The 25,378-nt window shown below is 60.5% G+C and carries 14 protein-coding genes; 6 read left to right on the top strand and 8 right to left on the bottom strand.

The genetic code is table 11. From position 1 onward, the window contains the following. The 3 genes from waaF to QRN33_RS09410 all read right to left on the bottom strand — a co-directional run bounded on the left by waaF (position 1) and on the right by QRN33_RS09410 (position 4,272). On the bottom strand, positions 1–1,035 hold the full coding sequence (waaF, locus tag QRN33_RS09420; protein ID WP_285408239.1) for a lipopolysaccharide heptosyltransferase II: 1,035 nt from the start codon (positions 1,033–1,035) through the stop codon (positions 1–3). 175 nt (positions 1,036–1,210) lie between these two features. Then, the gene (gene glnE / locus QRN33_RS09415) at positions 1,211–4,150 is read right to left on the bottom strand and encodes a bifunctional [glutamate--ammonia ligase]-adenylyl-L-tyrosine phosphorylase/[glutamate--ammonia-ligase] adenylyltransferase (RefSeq protein ID WP_285408238.1); all 2,940 of its coding nucleotides are present in this window, start codon (positions 4,148–4,150) and stop codon (positions 1,211–1,213) included. Beyond that, positions 4,147–4,272 carry a hypothetical protein gene (locus tag QRN33_RS09410; protein ID WP_285408237.1) on the bottom strand — a complete coding sequence of 42 codons (126 nt, stop codon included), beginning with the start codon at positions 4,270–4,272 and terminating at the stop codon, positions 4,147–4,149. Before QRN33_RS09410 ends, glnE begins: the two co-directional genes overlap by 4 nt. 262 nt (positions 4,273–4,534) lie before the next feature. Between QRN33_RS09410 and aceE the strand changes: the two genes are divergently transcribed. The 5 genes from aceE (at position 4,535) to msrA (ending at position 14,605) form a co-directional block, all read left to right on the top strand. Then, positions 4,535–7,180, top strand: coding sequence for a pyruvate dehydrogenase (acetyl-transferring), homodimeric type (gene aceE, locus QRN33_RS09405; protein WP_042607752.1), 2,646 nt, complete (start codon positions 4,535–4,537; stop codon positions 7,178–7,180). Positions 7,181–7,191: 11 nt separating this feature from the next. Further along, complete coding sequence (aceF, locus tag QRN33_RS09400; RefSeq protein WP_252875483.1) at positions 7,192–9,144, top strand: dihydrolipoyllysine-residue acetyltransferase; 1,953 nt, start codon at positions 7,192–7,194, stop codon at positions 9,142–9,144. Between the two features lie 277 nt (positions 9,145–9,421). Beyond that, positions 9,422–10,819 (top strand): alkaline phosphatase D family protein, encoded by a 1,398-nt coding sequence (locus QRN33_RS09395; RefSeq protein WP_285408236.1) that lies wholly within the window; start codon positions 9,422–9,424, stop codon positions 10,817–10,819. 243 nt (positions 10,820–11,062) lie between these two features. Next, positions 11,063–13,759 (top strand): putative bifunctional diguanylate cyclase/phosphodiesterase, encoded by a 2,697-nt coding sequence (locus QRN33_RS09390; protein ID WP_065615472.1) that lies wholly within the window; start codon positions 11,063–11,065, stop codon positions 13,757–13,759. Between the two features lie 195 nt (positions 13,760–13,954). Beyond that, positions 13,955–14,605, top strand: coding sequence for a peptide-methionine (S)-S-oxide reductase MsrA (msrA, locus tag QRN33_RS09385; RefSeq protein WP_281922172.1), 651 nt, complete (start codon positions 13,955–13,957; stop codon positions 14,603–14,605). Positions 14,606–14,678: 73 nt separating this feature from the next. On the opposite strand, the gene QRN33_RS09380 is transcribed toward msrA, so the two are convergent. From QRN33_RS09380 to putP, 5 genes are all read right to left on the bottom strand, one after another. Continuing rightward, the gene (locus tag QRN33_RS09380; protein WP_122508537.1) at positions 14,679–15,515 is read right to left on the bottom strand and encodes a 23S rRNA (adenine(2030)-N(6))-methyltransferase RlmJ; all 837 of its coding nucleotides are present in this window, start codon (positions 15,513–15,515) and stop codon (positions 14,679–14,681) included. Between the two features lie 156 nt (positions 15,516–15,671). After that, positions 15,672–15,992, bottom strand: a complete 321-nt coding sequence (locus tag QRN33_RS09375) for a hypothetical protein (RefSeq protein ID WP_123419859.1) — start codon at positions 15,990–15,992, stop codon at positions 15,672–15,674. Between the two features lie 331 nt (positions 15,993–16,323). Beyond that, complete coding sequence (locus QRN33_RS09370) at positions 16,324–17,037, bottom strand: DUF4123 domain-containing protein (RefSeq protein ID WP_285408229.1); 714 nt, start codon at positions 17,035–17,037, stop codon at positions 16,324–16,326. Then, positions 17,027–19,039: a type VI secretion system Vgr family protein gene (locus tag QRN33_RS09365; RefSeq protein ID WP_285408227.1), complete on the bottom strand. Its 2,013-nt coding sequence runs from the start codon at positions 19,037–19,039 to the stop codon at positions 17,027–17,029. The genes QRN33_RS09370 and QRN33_RS09365 overlap by 11 nt, the downstream gene beginning before the upstream one ends. A gap of 351 nt (positions 19,040–19,390) precedes the next feature. Next, positions 19,391–20,875 carry a sodium/proline symporter PutP gene (gene putP / locus QRN33_RS09360; RefSeq protein WP_065615468.1) on the bottom strand — a complete coding sequence of 495 codons (1,485 nt, stop codon included), beginning with the start codon at positions 20,873–20,875 and terminating at the stop codon, positions 19,391–19,393. Between the two features lie 458 nt (positions 20,876–21,333). Here putP and putA point away from each other — a divergent pair, with 458 nt between their 5' ends. Continuing rightward, positions 21,334–25,287: a trifunctional transcriptional regulator/proline dehydrogenase/L-glutamate gamma-semialdehyde dehydrogenase gene (putA, locus tag QRN33_RS09355; protein WP_116657549.1), complete on the top strand. Its 3,954-nt coding sequence runs from the start codon at positions 21,334–21,336 to the stop codon at positions 25,285–25,287. The last annotated feature ends 91 nt before the right edge of the window (positions 25,288–25,378 follow it).

The following is a 25,378-nucleotide window of genomic DNA, read 5'->3' as shown; positions in this document are numbered from 1 at the left end:
TTAATGGACCTCGACCACAGAGCCCTGCAGTTTCTGCAAGGCATCATTGACCGCATCCGGCATCAGCTGGCGCAGGCAGTTGTAATGGCCGAAACGGCAAGTGCGATCAAAGCAAGGGCTGCATTCGATGCCCAGGCGCACGATCTCGACCTGCTCGGCTAATGGCGGGGTGAAGCCCGGCGAGGTCGAGCCGTAGACCGCGACCAGCGGACGATTCAATGCCGCAGCGACGTGCATCAGACCGGAGTCGTTGGACACCACCGAACCGGCGCAGGACAGCAGATCGATGGCCTCGGCCAGTGAGGTGCCGCCGCTGAGATTGACCGACTCTTCGCGCAAACCCGGGATCAGCCGGGCGCGAATGTCTTCGCCCACTGCATGATCGTTTTTCGAGCCGAACAGCCATACCTGCCAGCCTTCGCGGATGCGCGCTTCGGCGACCTTGGCATAGTGCTCGGACGGCCAGCGCTTGGATTCGCCGAACTCGGCCCCGGGGCACAAGGCCAGGACCGGGCGATCGAGGGTCAGACCGAATTTCGCCAGGGCCGCTTCGCGGGTAACCGGGTCGATTTGCAGACTCGGCCGCGGGTACGGCTTCGGCAGCTCGGCGTTCGGCTCGTAGGCCAGAGCCATGAACCGCTCGATCATCAGCGGATAGCGTTGTTTGTCGAGGGTGCGCACGTCGTTGAGCAGGCCGTAGCGGAATTCGCCGCGCCAGCCGGTGCGTTTAGGGATGCCGGCAAAAAACGGCACCAGCGCCGATTTCAGCGAATTGGGCAGCAGGATCGCCTGATCGTACTGACCGCGCAGGGATTTGCCGATACGCCGGCGCGTCGCCAGTTCCAGCGCACCGTGGCCGAGCGGGAAGCTCAAGGCCTTGCGCACTTCGGGCATGCGCTCAAGGATCGGCCGGCTCCATTCGGGCGCCAGCACGTCGATTGCGCATTGCGGGTGGCGCTGTTTGAGGCACTGAAACAGTGTCTGCGCCATCACCATGTCACCGACCCAACTGGGCCCAACGATCAGAATATTCATGTGGTTTCCAAAAACGAACCGGGGAGGCATTTACGCCTCCCCGCCTCGATAATCATTGTGGAAGCGGCGCTGCTGGCGATGGGTCACTTGCTTCAACATGACTGTCGACTGTCATTCCGCTATCGCGAGCAGGCTCACTCCTACAGGGTTTTGCATCCGGCCATACATTTGTGGCTCAGCTTAGCCCCAACTCTTTCCAAATCCGCAAAACCTGCCGGCGTTCGTCGGCAAACTGGTCGCCCGGTATCACCCCGGCGTCTTTCTGCAAGGCCTGCCGATGGGCGGCGGAGCGGTAGGCCTTGTAGGCCTCGCGCAACAGGCTGGCATCTTCGGCGCGCATCAGCCCTTCGTGTTCCAGCTCTTCCAGAATGCGGATGTTATCGGTCCAGCGCAGCAGCGGCGGATGGCTCTGCGACCACGCCAGGGCCGCGTATTGCACCATAAATTCAATATCGACGATACCACCGGCGTCCTGCTTGAGGTCGAACGGCACGCCCGCATCGAAAGCATTCGCCGCGGTACCGGCCGCGGTAATCCGGGTGCCGAGGTTGTCGCGCATCTTCGCGCGCATCTCGCTGACTTCCTGTTGCAGCCTGGCCAGATCTCGCGGCTTGCCCAATACCTGTGCACGGACCTTCTCGAAAGCCTGGCCGACATCCTGACTGCCGACCAGCACCCGCGCGCGCACCAAAGCCTGATGCTCCCACGTCCAGGCTTCATTTTCCTGATAGCGGGCAAACGCGCCGAGGGAACTCACCAATAGCCCGGAAGCACCGGACGGACGCAGACGCATGTCCACTTCATACAGCTGGCCGGAGTTGGTCTGCGCCGTGAGCAGGTGAATGATCCGCTGCCCCAGGCGCGTGAAGAACTGCGCGCCATCGATGGATTTCGGTCCATCGGTTTCCGCCTGCGGATCGCCGTCGTGGATGAACACCAGATCCAGATCCGAACCATGCCCTAATTCAATGCCGCCGACTTTGCCATAACCGACAATGATGAAGCCGGGATCGCACAAGGTGCCATCGGTGCGCAGCGGCGTGCCGTACTTGGCCACGGTCTGGCGCCAGGCGAGGGCCAGCACTTGTTCGAGAATCGCCTCGGCCAGCCACGTCAGGTAATCGCTGACTTTCATCAACGGCAGACTGCCGGCGATTTCCGAGGCAGCCACGCGCAAGCGATGCGCCAGTTTGAAATGGCGCAGGGCTTCCATTTGTTGTTCGAGGTCGTCCTCGGGAATCCGCGTCAGGCGCTCGCGCAACTCGGCCGCCAGTTCCGGCGCCAGCGGCGGTTTGAACAGCCGGCCCTCGTTGAGCAATTCGTCGAGCAGCAGCGGGAAGCGTGTGATCTGCTCGGCAATCCACGGACTCGCCGCACACAGGGTCAGCAAACGCCGCAGCGCACCGGGGTTTTCCGTGAGCAACACCAGATACGCCGAACGCCGCGCCACCGCTTCCACCAGTGGCAGCACGCGCTCAAGTACCAAGTCGGGATTGTCGTGCTCTACCGCTTGCGCGAGCAGTCGCGGAATAAAGGCATCGAGACGCTCGCGCCCCAGTCGCTGCATCGCGCGCAATTGCGGACTGCCGCGCAAACCGGCCAGCGCCTTCAGCGCTTTGCCGGCATCGACAAAACCGCCCTCCTGCAACTGTCGGCACGCGGCCTCTTCGTCTTGTTCTTCTTCCCACAATGGCAGCCATTCACCACCGACCACCACTTCGCTTTCGCTACCCTCCTCCTCGTCGGGATCGGCGATCACCTGGGCGAAATGCCAGGCCACGCGGCCGCGCCAGAACATCAATTGTTCATGGAAGGCCTGCCAATCGGCGAAACCCAGCATGAAGGCGATACGCGCCTGATCCTGCGCATTGTCCGGCAGCATTTGCGTCTGCCGATCGGCAATCGCTTGAATCGCGTGCTCGGTGTAACGCAGAAACTCGTAACCTTCGCGCAACTCACTGACCACCGCCGGCGGCAGATAGCCCTGCCCCTCCAGCGTGCTCAGCACCTTTAATAAAGGACGCTGTTGCAGGCTCAGGTCGCGGCCACCGTGGATCAACTGGAAGGCCTGAGCAATGAACTCGACTTCACGAATGCCGCCGGAGCCGAGCTTGATGTTGTCGGCCATGCCCTTGCGCCGCACTTCCTGCTGGATCAACTGCTTCATGGTGCGCAGCGCTTCGATCGCCGAGAAGTCCAGATAGCGCCGATAAACGAATGGCCGAAGCATGTCGAGCAACTGCGCACCGGCGACCTGATCGCCAGCCACCACCCGCGCCTTGATCATCGCGTAGCGTTCCCAGTCGCGGCCCTGATCCTGGTAATACTGCTCCAGCGCATTGAAGCTCAGCACCAACGCACCGGACGATCCGTAGGGGCGCAGACGCATGTCAACGCGGAAAACGAAGCCGTCGACCGTCATCGGATCGAGGGCCTTGATCAGACGCTGACCGAGACGAATGAAAAATTCCTGATTATCCAGCGAGCGTTTGACGCCAACGGTTTCGCCGCCTTCGGGGTAGGCGAAGATCAGGTCGATGTCCGAGGACAGATTCAGCTCGACCGCGCCGAGTTTGCCCATGCCGAGGATGACCATCTGCTGCGGCAGCCCGCTGCGCCGCCCGGTCGGTGTGCCGAATTGCTCGCAGTGGCGGCTGTACAGCCACTGATAAGCCTGATCGATGGTGGCGTCGGCCATGTCCGAGAGGTCGCGGCAGGTCTGCACCAGATCGGCCTGGCGGGTCAGGTCGCGCCAGATGATCCGCACCTGATGGCGCGCGCGCTGGCGGCGCAGGGCACGGCCGAGCTCATCTTCGTTCTGCGCGCTGTTCGCGGCGGCAGCGATCTGCGCGCGCAACTCGCCGGGCGCAAAGGGTCGGTCGAGTTCGCCGGACGCCACCAGCGACAGCAACATCAAAGGGTCACGAACGCTCTGTTCAATGACAAACTCGCTGGCGGCGGTGACGCGGGCAAATTGCGCCCAGCGCTCCGGCGACCAGTTCGACAGGCCGTGATCGTCTTCGAGGGCGGCGACGGACGTACGGAACGACTGCTCCGATCGGCTGACCAACGGCAGGAGAATGGCGGGCAGTTCGGCAAGCGCGGGCAGGGTCATGGTCTATCCTTGATCGGCGTATAAGGGGCCGCTTGTAGTGAATGATGAAAACCCGCTACGTGAAGGAGTGTCGAACAAAAGTTAGAAATAGCTGAAATTTCTTCTTCTTTGGCATCCAGCATCAAACTTTCACCTTATTCGGATGGAAATCGACCCGCCTTAACGATTATTCTCACAACGCAGTCGGAGGCCACAAGCCTTTCATCTGTAGTTTTACTACTCGTCTATACATTCGAAAGGCTGAAATGCCGGAAGATTTGTAGTAAAACTACACGCCGCCGGAACAACCTGTCGGCAATCCAAGAATTTTAAATCGTCTGCCCACAAGGCCAGTCGCAAACTCAGGCAACCGATTCTGGAAGCCTTTCCGCCCTGGAGCAAGCCATGCAAGACCTCGATCCCGTCGAAACCCAGGAATGGCTGGACGCCCTGGAATCGGTTCTCGACAAAGAAGGCGAAGACCGTGCTCACTATCTGATGACCCGTATGGGCGAACTCGCGACCCGCAGCGGCTCGCAGCTCCCTTACGCGATCACCACGCCTTACCGCAACACGATTCCCGTTACCCACGAAGCACGCATGCCTGGCGACCTGTTCATGGAACGCCGCATTCGCTCGCTGGTACGCTGGAACGCGATGGCCATGGTAATGCGCACGAACCTGAAAGATTCGGACCTGGGTGGTCACATCTCCAGCTTCGCTTCCAGCGCGACCCTGTATGACATCGGCTTCAACTATTTCTTCCAGGCCCCGACCGACGAACACGGCGGCGACCTGATCTACTTCCAGGGCCACACCTCGCCAGGCGTTTATGCCCGTGCATTCATGGAAGGCCGCATCACCGAAGACCAGATGAACAACTTCCGCCAGGAAGTCGACGGTCAGGGCCTGTCGTCCTACCCGCACCCTTGGCTGATGCCTGACTTCTGGCAGTTCCCGACCGTATCGATGGGTCTGGGCCCGATCCAGGCGATCTACCAGGCGCGCTTCATGAAGTACCTGGAACACCGCGGTTTCATCCAGCCGGGCAAACAGAAAGTCTGGTGCTTCCTGGGCGACGGCGAGTGCGACGAGCCGGAATCCCTGGGCGCGATCTCCCTGGCCGGCCGCGAGAAGCTGGACAACCTGATCTTCGTCATCAACTGCAACCTGCAGCGCCTCGACGGCCCGGTTCGCGGCAACGGCAAGATCATCCAGGAACTCGAAGGCGTGTTCCGCGGTGCACAATGGAACGTGACCAAAGTCATCTGGGGCCGTTTCTGGGACCCACTGCTGGCCAAGGACGTCGACGGCATCCTGCAACGTCGCATGGACGAAGTCATCGATGGCGAGTACCAGAATTACAAAGCCAAAGACGGCGCGTTCGTTCGCGAGCACTTCTTCAACACGCCTGAACTCAAGGCAATGGTTGCCGATCTGTCTGACGACGAGATCTGGAAACTCAACCGTGGCGGCCACGACCCGTACAAGGTCTACGCGGCGTACCACGAAGCGGTCAACCACAAGGAACAACCCACCGTCATCCTGGCCAAGACCATCAAGGGTTATGGCACCGGTGCCGGCGAAGCGAAGAACACTGCGCACAACACCAAGAAGGTCGACGTCGAGAGCCTGAAGCTGTTCCGCGACCGCTTCGACATTCCGGTCAAGGACGAAGAACTGGAGCACCTGCCGTTCTTCAAGCCAGAGCCGAACAGCGCCGAAGGCCGCTACCTGGCCGAGCGTCGTGCCGCACTGGGCGGTTTCGTGCCACAGCGCCGCGCGCAGAGCTTCAGCGTACCGACTCCGGATCTGGATACCCTCAAAGCCATCCTCGATGGCTCCGGCGACCGTGAAATTTCCACCACCATGGCCTTCGTGCGGATCCTCGCGCAACTGGTCAAGGACAAGGAAATCGGCCCGCGCATCGTCCCGATCATCCCGGACGAAGCCCGTACCTTCGGTATGGAAGGCATGTTCCGTCAGTTGGGCATCTACTCGTCCGTCGGCCAGCTCTACGAGCCAGTCGATAAAGACCAGGTGATGTTCTACAAGGAAGACCAGAAAGGTCAGATCCTTGAAGAAGGCATCAACGAAGCAGGCGCCATGAGCTCGTTCATCGCTGCCGGTACTTCGTACTCCAGCCATAACCAGCCGATGCTGCCGTTCTACATCTTCTACTCGATGTTCGGCTTCCAGCGTATCGGCGACCTGGCCTGGGCCGCTGGCGACAGCCGTACCCGTGGCTTCCTGATCGGCGGCACCGCCGGCCGTACCACCCTGAACGGTGAAGGTCTGCAGCACGAAGACGGTCACAGCCACCTGCTGGCCGCGACCATCCCGAACTGCCGCACCTACGATCCGACCTACGGCTACGAGCTGGCGGTGATCATTCAGGACGGCATGAAGAAGATGACCGAAGAGCAACAGGACATCTTCTACTACATCACCGTGATGAACGAGTCGTACCAGCAGCCAGCCATGCCGGCCGGTGCCGAAGAAGGCATCAAGAAAGGCATGTACCTGCTCGAGGAAGACACTCGCGATGCGGCGCACCACGTTCAACTGATGGGCTCCGGCACCATCCTGCGCGAAGTGCGTGAAGCGGCGAAGATCCTGCGTGAAGAGTTCAACATCGGCGCTGACGTGTGGAGCGTTACCAGCTTCAACGAACTGCGTCGCGACGGCCTCGCTGTAGAACGCAGCAACCGTCTCAAGCCTGGCCAGAAGCCGAAGCTGAGCTACGTCGAAGAGTGCCTGAGCGGTCGCAAGGGTCCGGTCATCGCCTCTACCGACTACATGAAGCTGTTCGCCGAGCAGATTCGTCAGTGGGTACCGTCCAAGGAATTCAAAGTCCTGGGCACCGACGGTTTCGGCCGCAGCGACAGCCGCAAGAAACTGCGTCATTTCTTCGAAGTCGACCGTCATTTCGTGGTGTTGGCAGCCCTGGAAGCACTGGCTGACCGTGGTGATATCGAACCTAAAGTCGTGGCTGAAGCCATCGTCAAGTTCGGCATCGACCCGGAAAAACGCAACCCACTGGACTGCTGAGGAGACATTTTGTGAGCGAACTCATTCGCGTACCTGACATCGGCAGCGGTGAAGGTGAAGTAATTGAACTGTTTGTGAAGGTCGGCGACCGCATCGAAGCCGACCAGAGCATCCTGACCCTGGAATCGGACAAGGCCAGCATGGAAGTGCCGGCCCCGAAAGCCGGCGTCATCAAGAGCCTGAAAGTGAAGCTGGGCGACCGCCTGAAAGAAGGCGACGAACTGCTCGAGCTGGAAGTCGAGGGCGCCGCAGAAGCGGCCCCTGCACCTGCCGCCGCTCCTGCGAAAGCCGAAGAGAAACCGGCCGCAGCCCCTGCTGCTGCCGCGCCTGCCGCTGCCCCTGCTGCCGCTTCGGTACAGCAAGTGCACGTGCCGGACATCGGTTCTTCGGGCAAGGCGCAGATCATCGAAATCCAGGTCAAGGTCGGCGACAGCGTCGAAGCTGATCAATCGCTGATCACCCTGGAATCCGACAAGGCCAGCATGGAAATCCCGTCGCCTGCCGCTGGCGTGGTCAAGGCCATCAGCGTCAAGCTCAACGACGAAGTCGGCACCGGCGACCTGATTCTGGATCTGGAAGTGGCAGGTGCTGCGGCCCCTGCTGCTGCCGCCCCGGCTCAGGCTGCTGCGCCTGCTGCCGCCGCTGCGCCAGCCCCGGCTGCTGCTCCGGCAGCAGCGGCCGCTGACAGTGTTCAGGACATCCACGTCCCGGACATCGGTTCGGCCGGCAAGGCGAAGATCATCGAAGTGCTGGTCAAGGCCGGCGACAGCGTCGAAGCCGACCAGTCGCTGATCACCCTGGAATCCGACAAGGCCAGCATGGAAATTCCATCGCCAGCCGCTGGCGTGGTCGAAAGCGTTTCGATCAAGCTGGATGACGAAGTCGGTACTGGCGACCTGATTCTCAAGCTTAAAGTCAAAGGCGCAGCACCTGCTGCTGCCCCGGCTCCGGCTGCTGCACCGAGTGCTCCGGCACCTGCCGCTGCTGCTCCGGCCGCCGCTGCACCTGCTGCCGCTCCAGCCGCTGCGCCGGCCAAGCCTGGCGCGAAAGTTCACGCCGGCCCTGCCGTGCGTCAACTGGCCCGCGAGTTTGGCGTCGAGCTGAGCGCTGTTGGCGCCAGCGGTCCGCACGGTCGCATCCTCAAGGAAGACGTGCAGGTTTACGTCAAGGCGATGATGCAGAAGGCCAAGGAAGCACCGGCCGCTGCTGGCGGCGCTACCGGTGGTGCGGGCATCCCGCCGATCCCGGTGGTCGATTTCAGCCGTTTCGGCGAAATCGAAGAAGTGCCGATGACCCGCCTGATGCAGGTCGGTGCCGCCAACCTGCACCGCAGCTGGCTGAACGTGCCGCACGTGACGCAATTCGACTCGGCGGACATCACCGAGCTGGAAGCCTTCCGTGTTGCGCAGAAAGCCGTGGCCGAGAAGGCTGGCGTCAAGCTGACTATCCTGCCGCTGCTGCTCAAGACCTGCGCGCACCTGCTCAAGGAGCTGCCGGACTTCAACAGTTCGCTGGCACCAAGTGGCAAGGCGATCATCCGCAAGAAGTACGTGAACATCGGCTTCGCCGTCGACACTCCGGATGGCCTGCTCGTGCCGGTGATCAAGAACGTCGACCAGAAGAGCCTGCTGCAACTCGCTGCCGAAGCAGCTTCGCTGGCTGAAAAGGCCCGCACCAAGAAGCTGTCCTCGGACGAGATGCAAGGCGCCTGCTTCACCATTTCCAGCCTCGGCCACATTGGCGGCACCGGCTTCACGCCGATCGTCAACGCGCCGGAAGTGGCGATCCTCGGTGTTTCCAAGGCAACCATCCAGCCAGTCTGGGACGGCAAAGCCTTCCAGCCGAAGCTGATGCTGCCACTGTCGCTGTCCTACGATCACCGTGTGATCAACGGCGCAGCCGCCGCACGCTTCACCCAGCGTCTGGGCAGCCTGTTGGGCGACATCCGCACCATCCTGCTGTAAGCCGAACGGCCCTCCGGCAACGGAGGGCCGCTTGCTGCACCCTTTCGAGCGCCACACGCTCGTACCTCAACCCCGCCACTCTGGCGGGGCTTTTTTTGCCCGAAATAAACCGGCCCCCACCCCTTTCCTACAACCTGCGCTGACATCGGCCACAGGCCTGGTCCACTTCACGCCAATATTTTCCGTCGCCGGCCAACTAACCTCTGCTCAGGAAAGTTGCATCAACGCGCTCCGCTTATTTAATTCTTATCACTACAGCTTTCGAACGGAATCGATTATGTTCAAACCGACTATCGGCCCCATCGTGGGTCATGCCACAACTAATGAAGTTCGCATATTCATGCGCGGCGAACAACAGGACAAGAAACGCGTGTTTGCCGGAGTCCGCGCTCGCAAAGCGGGCGCGGAAAAATGGTCAAACAGTGTATTTGCACTTTTGAATCCAGCCAATGACATGTCGGGAGTACTGGTACTGCAGGATCTCGAAGCCGATTGCGAATATGAATACCAGGCCGGCTGGTTGAGTCCGATGAACCCGGTACACACGATCGACACGGTAGTGGAGTTCCCACTGCAATGGCCGCGACAGCTTTACCGCTTTCGCACCCGCACCCCGCAATCCAGCCAACCACGAGCTTTTGTGGTCGGATCGTGCCGCTATCTGCGGATCACCGCCGGCATCGCGACGTTACCGCAACTGGGCGACCGCATTTTCGGCTCGATCAATCAGCTCATTGAAAGCAGCCGGCCTCCCGTCAGTGCGGTAATCATGACCGGGGATCAAGTGTATGTAGACGATTTGAATATCATTGCACCGGATCGCGAAGCCAAAGACATCCTGAAAAAATATCGGACCGCATTTTCGCAACCCAATATTCAACGACTGATGGCCAATACATCGACTTACATGATGCTCGACGATCATGAAATTGAAGATAACTGGCCCGCCAATGCGAAAGCAGCGGACAAGGACTTATATCGCAATGCCATGGCCGCTTATGAACTATATCAAGCCAGCCACAGCCCGGTTTATGCATGTAACGGCAAGGGTCAGATAGACCGGGACAGCTTGAAACATTACTGGTACCAGTTCGGCGACAGCGATATTGCCTGGTTCGTCACTGACAGTCGCACCCGGCGCAACTTGTCGAAGGATGACCGGCGCATTCTCGATACTGAGCAGGAAGAGGCGCTGCTTGACTGGCTGATCCACAACACGGCACGGGTGAAGTTCGTTGTGACCAGCGTGATGTTCTATCCCGACCGCAAGTTCAACGGTGACGATGCCTGGAAAGCGTTCCCCGAACAGCGGCTGCGCTTGCTGGAAACCATTCGCACCCATCGGCTCAAGAACGTGGTGTTTGTCTCAGGCGATGTCCATGGCTCGCTGACCAGTCGACTGACTCACAGCGAAGACGCCGATTTCGAAGTCCACACCATCGTGTCCTCGCCGCTTCACAACAGCAAACTGTTGCCCTATGCCAAGGCGTCGACGTTCATCCTCGATCAACCGCTGGTGCGCACGGCGGCCGGCGACTATCGGAACGACCTGACCAGTACAGTGGTGAGCCAGGACAACTTTGCGCATGTGGTCGTCGAGGCTGATCGGATCCTGGTCAAGTATCACGATCGTGACGGCAAACTACTGCAATCGATCAGTATGAAATTGCGTTGAACCCGCGAAAGATCGCAGCCTTCGGCAGCTCCTGCATGGACCTGCACTCCCGGTGAGGTTGCGATCTTTTGCTCATTTCAGTTGTGCACTGGAGAAATGTTCACTGCAGCCGACATATTCTTATAGCACTTGGCCTTCATCTCTCTTGTCAGTCGGTGCCGCAATGATGCAACCTTGCCGCAGCCAACAGACAAGAGGGCGAGAGCCCGGCGCATTCAGCATATTTCCAAGCGAGTTTCCTTCATGAAGAGCCAACCCGATGCCGCCAGCCGTAAGGCGGCCGAGGTAGTGACGCAGTTGCCTGTGCCCTCGCGGCTCGGCATGCTGCGTTTCGAGCGCCTGAATGAAGCGAGTTGGGCGATGCTGTTTCTCGATCCCAACTGCGAACGCCAATTCGGCCAGCCGGCCGTCGAGCTTTGCGCACTGGTCGGTTCGCCCTACGCCAGTCTGATGGAGCCGGAAGCGCGCTATCAGCTGCACGATGCGATCCAGCAACAGTTGAGCAGTAACCCGCATTACGCCGTGCGCTACACCCTGCACACCGTCGCCGGTGCGTTGAACATCCTTGAGTTGGGCGAAGCCTATAAACAGCACAACCGGCACTTGCTGCGTGGCTATCTGCTGGCGGTCGACGACGTGTTCGACGAAACCCAGGCACTGCCTTCGGTCGATCTGGAAACCCAGAACTCGCGCCTGCAGATCGCGCTGGAGCTTAACCAGCGCGCCCAGCAGGAACAACTGCAGCATCTGGAACGCGTGCGTGCCCAGCAGGATCTGATTCTGCTGCTCGCGCGCCAGCGTTACAGCACGCACAACTCACTGCAGGAAGCCGCCGAGCTGATCACCCGCTGCGCCTGCGACATCTACGAGATCGACTGCGCCAGCCTGTGGAACCTCGAAGGCCAGCGGTTGCTGCCGATTTCCGCCTACCATCGTGCGACCCAGGAATATCTCCTGCCGGAGCCCATCGATATCAGCGGCTTCCCCAATTACATGGAAGCGCTGCACAGCAGCCGCGCCATCGATGCGCACAATGCGATGCATGACCCGCGTACCCGCGAAATGGCCGAGGCCATGCGTCCGCGTGACGTCAATGCGATGCTCGACGCCAGCATTCGCGTCGACGGCCAGGTGGTCGGCGTGTTGTGCCTGGAACAGACCGGCGCCACCCGCGCCTGGCAGTCCGACGAAATCGCCTTTGCCGGCGAGCTGGCCGACCAGTTCGCGCAAGTGATCAACAACCACAACCGCCGCACCGCCACCAGCGCCCTGCACCTGTTCCAGCGCGCGGTCGAGCAAAGTGCCAACGCCTTTTTGCTGGTCAACTGCGACGGCGTGGTCGAGTACGTCAACCCGAGCTTCACGGCGATCACCCAGTACACCACCGATGAAGTCCACGGCCAGCGCCTGTCGGAGTTGCCGGCACTGGAAAACCTCAGCGAGCTGCTGTTCGACGCGCCCTCGGCGCTGGCCCAGAGCAATAGCTGGCAGGGCGAATTCAAAAGCCGGCGCAAGAACCTCGAACCGTACTGGGGCCAGTTGTCGATTTCCAAGGTGTATGGCGACAACCGGGAGCTGACGCATTACATCGGCATCTACGAAGACATCACCCAGACCAAACTGGCGCAGCAACGCATCGAGCGCCTGGCGTATACCGACAACCTGACCAACCTCGGCAACCGTCCGGCATTCATCCGCAATCTTGACGAGCGTTTCGCGCGCGACAGCGATGCGCCGATCAGCCTGTTGCTGGTCGACATCGACAACTTCAAGCGGATCAACGACAGCCTCGGTCACCAGACCGGCGACAAGCTGTTGATCAGTCTTGCCCGGCGCCTGCGCAACAGCCTCAGCCCGAGTGGCAGCCTGGCGCGTTTTGCCAGTAACGAATTCGCCGTATTGCTCGACGACACCGACCTTGAAGCCGGTCAGCAGATTGCCAGTCAGTTGCTGATGACGCTCGACAAGCCGATGTTCGTCGACAATCAGTTGATCAGCGTCACCGGCTCCGTCGGCCTCGCCTGCGCGCCGCTGCACGGGCGCGATCCGCAAACCCTGATGCGCAACGCCGGTCTGGCGCTGCACAAGGCCAAGGCCAACGGTAAACACCAGTTGCAGGTGTTCACTGAAGCGCTGAACGCCGAAGCCAGTTACAAACTGTTCGTCGAGAACAACCTGCGCCGCGCCCTGACCCAGAACGAGCTGGACGTGTTCTACCAGCCGAAACTGTGCCTGCGCAGCGGTCGCCTGCTGGGCATGGAAGCACTGCTGCGCTGGAACCACCCGGAGCGCGGCATGATCCGTCCGGACCAGTTCATCAGCGTCGCCGAAGAGACCGGCCTGATCATTCCGATTGGCAAATGGATCGCCCGTCAGGCCTGTCGCATGAGCAAATCCCTGACCGCCGCCGGCCTGGGCAATCTGCAAGTGGCAATCAACCTGTCGCCGAAACAGTTCTCCGATCCGGATCTGGTCGCCTCGATCGCCAACATCCTCAAGGAGGAAGCGCTGCCGGCCAATCTGCTCGAGCTGGAGCTGACCGAAGGCCTGCTGCTGGAAGCCACCGAAGACACGCATCTGCAGCTCGACCAGCTCAAGCGTCTGGGCCTGACCCTGGCGATGGACGATTTCGGCACCGGGTATTCATCGCTGAGTTATCTGAAGAAATTCCCGATTGACATCATCAAGATCGATCGCAGCTTCATCCATGAAATACCTGACAACCAGGACGACATGGAAATCACCTCCGCGGTGATTGCCATGGCCCATAACCTGAAACTCAAGGTGGTCGCCGAAGGCATCGAAACCGCCGAGCAACTGGCGTTCCTGCGCCGGCATCGTTGCGACGTCGGTCAGGGTTATCTGTTCGACCGACCGATTCCCGGTGACGAGTTGATCAAAGCCCTCAAGCGCTACCCGCGTGGGCCGCTTTGCCTCTAAAGCCTGCCTCTATGAAGATCCCTTGTGGGAGCGAGCCTGCTCGCGAAGGCGATAAAACCATCGACATCTTCGTCGCCTGACACCCCGCGTTCGCGATCAGGCTCGCTCCCACAGTTTTGATAGTGCGAATTCCGGCATCATTCGGCACACTGGCGGTCTGACCTTTTACCTCCAACCTGACTGAGAGGAACGATCATGGTTCTGCGCTCGGAAATTCTGGTGAACAAAAACGTGCTTCCAACCAAAGAACAAGCCCTGCCCGGCCGCGAAACCCCGATGACCCTGCCGGAAAAACATTTCGTTTTCGAAGAAACTCCGCTGCTCGGTCCATTCTTTCAGGACGTCGACTTCGCGATTTTCGGTCTCGGTTGCTTCTGGGGCGCGGAACGACGCTTCTGGCAGCGCGAAGGCGTGGTCAGCACCGTGGTCGGTTACGCCGGTGGCTTCACGCCGAACCCGACTTATGAAGAAGTCTGCTCCGGCCTGACCGGCCATGCCGAAGTGGTGCTGGTGGTGTATGACAAGGCCAAGGTCAGCTATGAAGAGCTGCTGGCAATGTTCTGGGAGCTGCACAACCCGACCCAGGGTATGCGCCAGGGCAACGACATCGGCACCCAGTACCGCTCGGTGATCTACGCCACCACCCCGGAGCAACTGGATGCTGCTTTGAAAAGCAAAGCCGTGTATCAGGCTGAACTGGCGAAGGCCGGTCTGGGCGAAATCAGCACTGAGATCGACCAGGCACCGACCGTGTACTTTGCCGAGGCCTATCACCAGCAGTATCTGGCGAAGAATCCGGAAGGTTACTGCGGCATTGGCGGCACCGGCGTGTGCATGCCGAGCTAAAAAAGCTGCTAGCGGCAAGCTTCAAGCTGCAAGCGCTGTGCTCGCTTCAGCTTGTAGCTTGTAGCTTACGGCTTCATTCCGCTATTAACCAATCCATCTGCCAGCCGCCCTGGGTCTGCCCCAGCTTCTTCGACAGCCACGGCAGCAACTCACGCAACTCTTCCTCCAGCCCCCACGGCGGATTGGCGATCGCCAGCCCGGAACCGTTCAGGCTGTTCGGCGTGTCCAGCGGATGCACGAGCAACTCCACACGCAGCAGCTTCGGCGCACCCGTGCCGGCCAGATCCTGATAGAAGCGCCGCAGTGCACGCTGATCCTTCACCGGATACCAGATCGCCGCGACGGTCTGGCGCATGCGGCCGATGGCTTCTTTCATCGACGCCGCACAGCGCTGCATCTCGTCCAGTTGCTCGAACGGCGGATCGATCAGCATCACCGCGCGCTTCTCCTGCACCGGCAACATCGCCCGCGCCACGTGCCAGCCCTCGCCCAGATGCACTTTCACCCGACGATCACCGGCCATGTTGTCCTTGAGCAACACACCGTCTTCGGGGTGTTTCTCGTTGAGCATCACCCGATCCTGCGGCCGGGTCAGACGCCGCGCCAGCTCGGGCGAACCCGGGTAGTAGCGCAACTGGCCATCCGGGTTCATCTCGTGCAGCACCTTCATGTAGTCGGCGGTCAGCGCCGGCAGGTCCGGCTGATCCCACAACCGCGCGATGCCTTCCAGGTACTCGCCGGTGCGATTGGCCTGATCGCCCTGCAAGTCATACAGACCAATGCCGGCGTGCGTGTCGAGATAGGCAAACGGCTGCTCCTTGCGCGACATCAGGGCGATGAGGCGGGTCAAGGTCAGGTGTTTGAACACATCGGCGTGATTGCCGGCATGGAAGGCGTGACGATAATTCATGGCTGCTCCTGCGAGGGCCGCAAAGTTTACCTTTTACCGGGCGGCAAGTCAGGGGTTCGCAGCCGAGCGGGCCTCAACATCAAAAGATCCCAGCCTTCGGCAGCTCCTACACGGGACAGGCGCTCACTCTGCCGACGGCTGCGGTCTTTTTGATCTTCAGGCGGGTAAGCTGCGCAGGCGCTTGCCGATGACGTCCAGCACATCACAGCCATCGCGCAATGGGATGGCGCACAGCAGGGCGAAGTCGCTGAGGATCACGGAGTCGCATTCGATCGAGCCGCGCATGCACATGTTTTCCAGGACCTGGGCCACCGCGCGGATGCGGTAGTTGGCGGCGTCCATGAGGATGTCGAGGGGCACGTGGGTGTCGACGAACAGGCTGGGCATGTCGCTGCAATTGCCGGTCAGGGCCATGAAGCGGTTATCGGGGTGAGGGGTGATTTTTTCGTAAGGAGGATCAGTATGCATATTGGCCATTTTTGTCGTTCCATGATTGATTAACGTGAGCCGCCATCACACCTTCCTTCGGGTTAGGGTGGCAGCTGTGCGCAGGAGTAGGAACCGAGCAATCATGGACCTCGGCCACGCCGAAGCGTGCCCCACGCACAGCCGCCGCGAACGATCTTACGGACTTGAACCAAGCGCCGCAAAAAGCCAACGAACTGTAACGTCATGAATGCGGGGATCCTTCACCCTGTCACCACTCTCGCAGTGACAACGAAAAGACTATCCCTGCAACCCACCGCGCACCAGTTCATGAAAACCGCCGCAATTCGAAGGAAACGTCCGAAGCGTTTGCCCCGAAATTTCACTCTGCCTCTGCCAGCAAAAACTCCAGAAGCGCCGATCGTGACGAATCTTCCGACATCGATAATTTGAAAAACTGCCCGACCTTGCAGCGCAGCACCGCCTCGGGAAACGCCTCGAACACGGCCGGTTGCTCCTCGCCTAGCCATTGCAGAACATTCGCGACGCGTACGCTTTCATCGGTCTGCGTCAACACCCGGTCCGGCACCCTCCACCACGGAAAGACTCGCCCCGAAACCAGCGCCCGGCCGCCGATTTCAACGGCTTTGCCATTGATCAAGCCTCGCGAAATCACCGTCAGCAACTGCGCCGGATTGACCTCGTCGACCTGCAATAGAGGCAGCAGATACCGCCCATCCCAGAAGCGAAAAAACACTGGTTTACCGTCCGGCATCAGCACTTGAGTCAGGCTGCGGAAATGTTCCACCAGCGCTTCCAGATCCGCCGAAGACACCGCCAGCCACCCCCAGTCCCGCGAGTCGGTTCGTGCCACCCAACGTAAAAACTCACTGTCCGCAGCGACAATTCCCACGTAAGGCATCACCGCGTCCCACTCGGCATAAATCGTCTCGGCCCAGACCGGATCAGCCGTGCCCTGCCAGGCCGCAAAAACATCGGCATCACTGGCGCGGCTGAAAATTGCGAACAGTTGCTCCGACGCGTGCAGCGGCTGACGCGCCAGCCACTGTTCGGGCGTCAATTCTTCAGACTGCACAAACACCGTCCTTACAACGTTCACACTCTTCGCAGAACGGCGCATCGCCCTTGAAACTCATGATTTGTGCGGCGGTGAGGATGGCTGCCGGTGCGGCGAGTTTTTCCACCAGCCCCGGCGCCACTGGCGCAGCGCTGGTCGCCAGCATCGGCGCGCCGCCCACGACAATCGGTACGCTGCTGAAAATCCCGCCGGGGCCGATATTGATCCACTGCCCGCCCGCCTGAATCGTCGCGCTCGCGCCGCCATCGATGACCACTTGCTGGCCCGCGCTGATATGGATCTGCGCAGAAGCGCTGGTCGCCTGGCTGTTCACCCGAACCTGCTGGTCGCCGAGTACGGACAAATGGTCATCCTGCCTGACCTCGGTCTGCCGCTGACCATGGGTGATGCGTTGCTCATCGGCCTTGAGTTCATGGCGGGCAGTGCCGGCGACGACCACACTGCGCTGATTATCGACCTGCAGTTGCTGGTCGTTGAGTACGTGCTGGGTCCAGTTGCGCTGGGCACGCAGGTAGATTTCCTCGGCGCCCTTCTTGTCCTCGATGCGCAGTTCGTTATACCCGCCACCGCCGGGGCTGCTCTGGCTGCGGAAAATGCTGCGGGTCTTGTCCGCCGGCAGGTCCAGCGGCACCGGAGTCGCCGCATTTGGCAGGCAACCCATGACCAGCGGCTTGTCGGCATCGCCATCGATGAAGCCGACCAGCACTTCCATTCCGACTCGCGGAATCAACACGCTGCCGTAGTGATCGTGGGCCCAACCGGCCGCGACACGTAGCCAGCAACTGGAGTGCTCGTTCAGCTCGCCATCGCGATCCCAGGCCAGCTGGACTTTGACCCGCCCGTATTCATCGCAATGGATTTCCAGGTCTTTCGGGCCAGTGACAACGGCGGGTTGGTAACCGGACATGCGCGGTTTCTCCGGCCCGAGCGCCGGACGATAGAACACGTCCCACGGTGTGGCCACGAAGGTATTGCGGTAACCCTGGAACGATTCGCCATCGCTGGTCACCGACTCCTCGAGCACCTGCGGCTGGCGGCCCCGGTGTTCAACGGCAGTGAGCAACCACAGGTCATTCCAGTCGTTGCGCGGATGTTCGGTGAGCTGCAGGAAATGTCCGCAGACCAATGCAGATTCGTCGCTGCGGCCTTCGGCCTGACGGTAGTCAGCGACGTGTCGTTCCAGCGCTCGCCGCGCCAGGTGCTTGCCGGTTTCGCGATCATTGAATTGCCCGGGGAAGTGGTAGTCTTCCAGCACCGGACGTTGTTCGCCGTCGCTGCGGCCTTGCAGAGACAGGCGTGGTCTTTCGAAATTGTAGTCACGCCGGGTGACGACACTGGTGCGGGTTTCCACGCGCACGTTGAAACGCTGAATCGCCGGCGCGCCAGCCGACATGCCGCTGCCCGGCAGATACAGCGTCGGCTCGGGCAGTTTCGGGAACACGGTCTGGTCGTCGCCGAAGACCAGAAAATGGCCTTCGGGGCTGTGTTGGAAGTGGTAATGAATGCCGACCTCGGCACATAGACGCTGGATAAAGGCCAGATCGCTTTCAGCGTATTGCACGCAGTATTCGCGCTCCGGGTATTCGCTGCCGAGGCGAAATTCAAAGGCATCGCGCAGGATCGAATGGTCCTTGAGAATCCGAGTGACGATTTGCGGCACGCTCTGGTGCTGGAAAATCCGTTGGTTGATGCGATGCCCAAGATACGTCAGACGCGGGACGAGGCTGAGGTGATAGCGTGTCAGACGCTTCGCGGAATCGCCCTGCCCGACCTGATAAATCTGACCATGAATGCCGGAACCCTGAGCATCGAAACTCAGAAACGCCTGACTATGCAGCAGGCTTTCCAACTCCAGGTCCGGCCGCTCGCTGACCAGTTCCAGCTCGAAGCGAAAAGGCTGGCTGATGGCCTCCCTGCCGGTGAATTCAAGGACCTTGAGGTCATGCTGGGTGCCTTCGAGGGTCAACGTGAAACGCGGTTGATTGGCAGGGGCGAACATCCGATGTCTCTCTGCAGAATGAAGGGCGGGCGATTCTGCATGAGGGGCAAGGGGGGATGAGCAGGTGACGGGAAATTCAGAATTGCCCTACGTGGTTTGCTGAAAGCCCTTCAGAACGTCACGCCTTTAACTACAGACATATCCCTCAAACTCACCATCGTCCCACTGTAGGAGTGAGCCTGCTCGCGATAGCGGTGTCTCTGCGACATCGATGGTGAATGTCAGACCGCTATCGCGAGCAGGCTCACTCCTACAGAAGATCGCAGTGAACCGGAGAAATCACAGGCACAAAAAAACGGCCCGCCTCCTGTAGGAAACGGGCCGTTTTCGTGTGAGCCGGAGCTCAGCGCATTACTTGTTCAGGTGGAAATCCTTCTCCGCCGCTTCGAAGCGCTGCACCATTCCGGCTGTCGGCGCGCCGAGCTTGCTGACGATGTAGATGGCCAGGCTGGCGAAGATGAAGCCAGGGATGATTTCGTACAAACCCATCACTTCCCAGTGTTTCCATGCTACAACGGTGATCGCGCCGACCAGGATACCGGCCAGTGCGCCGTCTCGGGTCATGCCTTTCCAGACCACCGAGATCAGCACAACAGGGCCGAACGCAGCGCCGAAACCAGCCCAGGCGTAGGAGACCAGGCCCAGTACGCGGTTATCCGGGTCAGCGGCCAGTGCGATAGCGATAAGTGCTACCAGCAGCACCATGGCGCGACCGACCCAGACCAGCTCGACCTGGGACGCGGTTTTACGCAGGAAGGTCTTGTAGAAGTCTTCGGTCAGGGCGCTCGAGCACACCAGCAATTGGCAGCTCAGGGTGCTCATCACAGCGGCGAGAATCGCCGACAGCAACACACCGGCAACCCATGGGTTAAAGAGGATTTTCGCCAGTTCGATGAACACACGCTCGTGGTTCTCGGTCACCGGGCCAGCCACCTCCGGGTGCGCCGAAAAGTAGGCGATACCGAAGAAGCCCACGGCCACGGTGCCGCCCAGGCACAGGATCATCCAGGTCATGGAGATGCGACGGGCATTGGCGATCGATTTCACCGAATCCGCCGCCATGAAACGCGCGAGGATGTGCGGCTGACCGAAGTAACCCAGGCCCCAGCCCAACAGCGAAATCACACCGATGAAGGTGGTGCCCTTGAGCATGTCGAAGTTGCTTGGATCGTTGGCTTCGATGGCCAGGAACGTGGTGTCGACGCCGCCGGTCGCCAGCAGCACGATGATCGGCGTGAGGATCAGTGCGAAGATCATCAGCGTGGCTTGTACCGTGTCAGTCCAGCTGACTGCGAGGAAACCGCCGACGAAGGTGTAGGCAATCGTCGCCGCCGCACCGGCCCACAGCGCTGTCTCGTAGGACATGCCGAAGGTGCTTTCGAACAGACGCGCACCGGCGACGATGCCGGAAGCGCAGTAGATGGTGAAGAACACCAGGATCACCACCGCCGAGATAATCCGCAGCAGGCCGCTTTTATCTTCGAAACGGCTGGAGAAATAGTCCGGCAGAGTCAGGGCATCGCCGTTGTGCTCGGTCTGCACCCGCAGACGGCCGGCGACGAACAGCCAGTTCAGATAAGCACCGACGATCAGGCCGATGGCGATCCAGCTTTCGGACAGACCGGACATGTAGATGGCGCCCGGCAGGCCCATCAGCAACCAGCCGCTCATGTCCGAGGCACCGGCGGACAGCGCGGTTACGACGCTGCCGAGGCTGCGACCGCCGAGAATATAGTCGGAAAGGTTGTTGGTGGAGCGATAGGCCATGAAGCCGATCAGCACCATTGCTGCGATGTAGATCACGAATGTGATCAAGGTTGGATTGCTAACGCTCATTAAGTTACGCCCTGGCTTTGTTTTTATGTAGCGGCGGTGGTGAACCGCTCGCAAACGACGACGTTTGGCAGACGATCCGGGATCCCGCGCATTTAAGACTGATGTTTCCCCAGTAAAGCCATCAGCCGGTACACCGGATTATTCCCGGTTGCACCTTGGCGGCGAATGCTATGCAACAAAGCAAATAAGGTGCAACCAGTTTCGCCAGAATCAGTTGCACCTAGTCGGAATAATCGAAGACCAGCGTGTTTTTGCTCCCTTTTGTGGCAGTCAGCGCTCGTTGCTAGAAGCAAAAGCACCAAGCAGGAGCGGCACTTTCGTACCAGAAATTATTTCCTGACGAGCTGCGAATTATTCCGACAAAAAAAGGGTTGCACCCGGTTGCACCTCATTCGGCGCACGGCTAATCTTGCGGCCAGCTGATGCCACGCAACTGTGGCAACCATGAGGATAAAAATATGGCTACCACCACCCTTGGGGTCAAACTTGATGACCCGACCCGCGAGCGCCTCAAGGCCGCCGCAACCTCGATTGATCGCACGCCGCATTGGCTGATCAAACAGGCAATTTTCAATTACCTGGAAAAACTCGAGGGTGGTGCAACCCTGACTGAGTTGAACGGTTTGACCGCCAAAGATGCCGATGACGCAGGCGAAGTGCAGACCGATCACGCTCACCAATGTTTCCTCGAATTCGCCGAAAGCATCCTGCCGCAATCGGTTCTGCGTGCCTCGATCACCGCGGCCTACCGCCGTCCTGAGCCGGAAGTGGTGCCGATGCTGATCGAGCAGGCGCGCCTGCCGGCTCCAATGGCCGAAGCCACCAACAAACTCGCCGCGACCATCGCGGAAAAACTGCGTAACCAGAAGAGTGCCGGCGGTCGTGCCGGTATTGTTCAGGGCCTGCTGCAGGAATTTTCCCTGTCGTCCCAGGAAGGCGTGGCGCTGATGTGTCTTGCCGAAGCGCTGCTGCGTATCCCCGACAAGGGCACTCGCGATGCGCTGATCCGCGACAAGATCAGCACCGGCAACTGGCATCCGCACCTGGGCAACAGCCCTTCGCTGTTCGTCAACGCGGCGACCTGGGGCCTGCTGCTGACCGGCAAACTGGTTTCCACCCACAATGAAGCCGGCCTGACTTCTTCGCTGAGCCGCATCATTGGCAAGAGCGGCGAGCCGATGATCCGCAAGGGCGTCGACATGGCCATGCGCCTGATGGGCGAGCAGTTCGTCACCGGCGAAACCATCGCCGAAGCACTGGCCAATGCGAGCAAGTTCGAAGCCAAGGGCTTCCGTTATTCCTACGACATGCTCGGTGAAGCGGCACTCACCGAAGTCGACGCGCAGAAATACCTGGCGTCGTACGAACAGGCGATCCATTCGATCGGCAAAGCGTCCCACGGTCGTGGGATTTATGAAGGTCCGGGCATTTCCATCAAGCTCTCGGCGCTGCACCCGCGCTACAGCCGTGCGCAATACGAGCGCGTCATGGACGAGCTGTACCCGCGTCTGCTGTCGCTGACCCTGCTGGCCAAGCAATACGACATCGGCTTGAACATCGACGCCGAAGAAGCCGACCGCCTCGAGCTGTCGCTGGATCTGCTCGAGCGTCTGTGCTTCGAGCCGCAACTGACTGGCTGGAACGGCATAGGTTTCGTTATCCAGGCTTATCAGAAGCGTTGCCCGTACGTGATCGACTACGTGATCGATCTGGCCCGTCGCAGCCGTCATCGCCTGATGATCCGTCTGGTAAAAGGCGCGTACTGGGACAGCGAAATCAAGCGCGCCCAGGTCGAAGGCCTGGAAGGCTATCCGGTCTATACCCGCAAGGTGTACACCGACGTTTCCTACATCGCTTGCGCACGCAAACTGCTGTCGGTGCCGGAAGTCATTTATCCGCAGTTCGCCACGCACAACGCCCACACCTTGTCGGCGATCTATCACATTGCCGGTCAGAACTATTACCCGGGCCAGTACGAATTCCAGTGCCTGCACGGCATGGGCGAACCGCTGTACGAACAGGTTGTAGGCAAAGTATCCGAGGGCAAGCTGAACCGTCCGTGCCGCGTATACGCTCCGGTCGGCACCCACGAAACCCTGCTGGCGTACCTCGTACGTCGTCTGCTGGAAAACGGCGCCAACACCTCGTTCGTCAACCGCATCGCCGACCAGTCGATTTCGATTCAGGAACTGGTGGCCGATCCGGTGGCACAGATCGAGCAGATGGCGACCGTGGAAGGTGGTTTCGGTCTGCCGCACCCGCGCATTCCGCTGCCGCGAGACCTGTACGGTGCCGAGCGTGCCAACTCCAGCGGCATCGACATGGCCAACGAACATCGTCTGGCTTCGCTGTCCTGCGCTCTGCTCGCCACTGCGCATAACGACTGGAAGGCCGCGCCGATGCTCGGTTGCGCGTCCAGCAACGAAACGCCGGTTGCCGTGCTGAATCCGGCCGATCACCGCGATGTGGTTGGTCACGTGCAGGAAGCCACCGTCGAAGACGTCGACAACGCCATTCAGTGCGCGCTGAACGCCGCGCCGATCTGGCAGGCCACGCCGCCGGCCGAACGTGCAGCGATTCTGGAACGTGCCGCTGACTTGATGGAAGGTGAAATCCAGCCGCTGATGGGCCTGCTGGCTCGCGAAGCCGGCAAGACCTTCGCCAACGCCATCGCCGAAGTCCGCGAAGCGGTCGACTTCCTGCGTTATTACGCAGTGCAGGCGCGCAACGATTTCAGCAACGACGCCCACCGCCCGCTGGGTCCGGTGGTGTGCATCAGCCCGTGGAACTTCCCCCTGGCGATCTTCAGCGGCCAGGTCGCTGCGGCATTGGCTGCCGGCAACCCGGTACTGGCCAAACCTGCGGAGCAAACCCCGCTGGTCGCCGCGCAAGCCGTGCGCTTGCTGCTCGAAGCCGGGATTCCGGAAGGCGTGCTGCAACTGCTGCCGGGGCGTGGTGAAACGGTCGGCGCTGGCCTGGTAGGCGATGAACGCGTCAAAGGCGTGATGTTCACCGGTTCGACCGAAGTCGCGCGCCTGCTGCAACGCAACATCGCTGGGCGCCTCGACAGCCAGGGCCGGCCGATTCCGCTGATCGCCGAAACCGGTGGCCAGAATGCGATGATCGTCGACTCCTCGGCACTCACCGAACAAGTCGTGATCGACGTGGTGTCGTCGGCTTTCGACAGTGCCGGCCAGCGTTGCTCGGCCCTCCGGGTACTGTGCTTGCAGGAAGACTCCGCCGATCGCGTCATCGAAATGCTCAAGGGTGCCATGGCTGAAAGCCGCCTCGGTAACCCGGAACGCCTGTCCGTGGACATCGGCCCGGTGATCGACGCCGAAGCCAAGGCTGGCATCGACAAGCACATCCAGGGCATGCGCGATAAAGGCCGCAATGTTTACCAGGTAGCGATTGCCGACAGCGAAGAGGTCAAGCGCGGCACCTTCGTCATGCCGACCCTGATCGAACTGGAAAGCTTCGACGAACTGCAACGCGAAATCTTCGGCCCAGTGCTGCACGTGGTGCGCTACAAGCGCAAAGAGCTGGATCAACTGATCGGCCAGATCAACGCCTCCGGTTATGGCCTGACGCTGGGTGTGCACACGCGCATCGACGAAACCATTGCCAAGGTCATCGACAACGTCAACGCCGGTAACGTCTACGTCAACCGCAACATCGTCGGTGCCGTGGTCGGCGTGCAGCCATTCGGCGGCGAAGGCCTGTCGGGTACTGGCCCGAAAGCCGGCGGCCCGTTGTATCTGTACCGCCTGCTGTCGACGCGTCCTGCTGACGCCATCGAACAATCCTTCGCTCGCGGTGACGCCATCGTCGCCCCGGACGTGCGCTTGCGCGATGCCATGAGCCAATCGTTGAACGCTCTGAAAGCCTGGGCCGACAACAACAAGTTCGCCGATCTGAGCACCCTGTGCGTGCAATACGCAGCGCAATCGCAGAGCGGCATCACCCGCGTGCTGGCCGGTCCGACCGGCGAGAAAAACAGCTACGCTATCCTGCCGCGCGAGCACGTACTGTGCCTCGCGGAGGTTGAAGGTGATCTGTTGACGCAACTGGCCGCGGTGCTGGCGGTGGGCGGTTCGGCGGTATGGCCGGAATCCGAGCAGACCAAGGCCTTGTTCGCCCGTCTGCCGAAGGAAGTCCAGGCGCGGATCAAGCGCGTTGCCGACTGGAACAAGGACGAGGTGGTGTTCGATGCAGTGCTGCATCACGGCCATTCCGACCAGTTGCGCGGCGTCTGCCAGCAGATTGCCCAGCGCGGCGGCGCCATCGTTGGGGTTCAGGGCCTGTCCCAGGGCGAGACCAACATTGCCCTGGAGCGTCTGGTAATCGAGCGGGCATTGAGCGTCAACACCGCTGCGGCGGGGGGTAATGCCAGCTTGATGACCATCGGTTAAACCGCTGTAAATCCAAGCGACCGCAATGGTCGCCTGGTACGCAATACCCTGTGGGAGCGAGCCTGCTCGCGAAGACGGCGTTCCAGTCGAC

The organism is Pseudomonas sp. FR229a, from assembly GCF_030209115.1.
GTDB lineage: Bacteria > Pseudomonadota > Gammaproteobacteria > Pseudomonadales > Pseudomonadaceae > Aquipseudomonas > Aquipseudomonas moraviensis_A.
The sequence above is the reverse complement of the archived record's forward strand: the minus strand, read 5'-3'. Positions and strand labels throughout refer to the sequence as shown.

What these genes read in the sequence shown, in the direction of transcription:
- waaF (WP_285408239.1), bottom strand. Translation starts at nt 1,035, where the DNA reads ATGAATATTCTGATCGTTGGGCCCAGTTGGGTCGGTGACATGGTGATG.
- glnE (WP_285408238.1), bottom strand. Translation starts at nt 4,150, where the DNA reads ATGACCCTGCCCGCGCTTGCCGAACTGCCCGCCATTCTCCTGCCGTTG.
- QRN33_RS09410 (WP_285408237.1), bottom strand. Translation starts at nt 4,272, where the DNA reads ATGCTGGATGCCAAAGAAGAAGAAATTTCAGCTATTTCTAACTTTTGT.
- aceE (WP_042607752.1), top strand. Translation starts at nt 4,535, where the DNA reads ATGCAAGACCTCGATCCCGTCGAAACCCAGGAATGGCTGGACGCCCTG.
- QRN33_RS09395 (WP_285408236.1), top strand. Translation starts at nt 9,422, where the DNA reads ATGTTCAAACCGACTATCGGCCCCATCGTGGGTCATGCCACAACTAAT.
- QRN33_RS09390 (WP_065615472.1), top strand. Translation starts at nt 11,063, where the DNA reads ATGAAGAGCCAACCCGATGCCGCCAGCCGTAAGGCGGCCGAGGTAGTG.
- msrA (WP_281922172.1), top strand. Translation starts at nt 13,955, where the DNA reads ATGGTTCTGCGCTCGGAAATTCTGGTGAACAAAAACGTGCTTCCAACC.
- QRN33_RS09380 (WP_122508537.1), bottom strand. Translation starts at nt 15,515, where the DNA reads ATGAATTATCGTCACGCCTTCCATGCCGGCAATCACGCCGATGTGTTC.
- QRN33_RS09375 (WP_123419859.1), bottom strand. Translation starts at nt 15,992, where the DNA reads ATGGCCAATATGCATACTGATCCTCCTTACGAAAAAATCACCCCTCAC.
- QRN33_RS09365 (WP_285408227.1), bottom strand. Translation starts at nt 19,039, where the DNA reads ATGTTCGCCCCTGCCAATCAACCGCGTTTCACGTTGACCCTCGAAGGC.
- putP (WP_065615468.1), bottom strand. Translation starts at nt 20,875, where the DNA reads ATGAGCGTTAGCAATCCAACCTTGATCACATTCGTGATCTACATCGCA.
- putA (WP_116657549.1), top strand. Translation starts at nt 21,334, where the DNA reads ATGGCTACCACCACCCTTGGGGTCAAACTTGATGACCCGACCCGCGAG.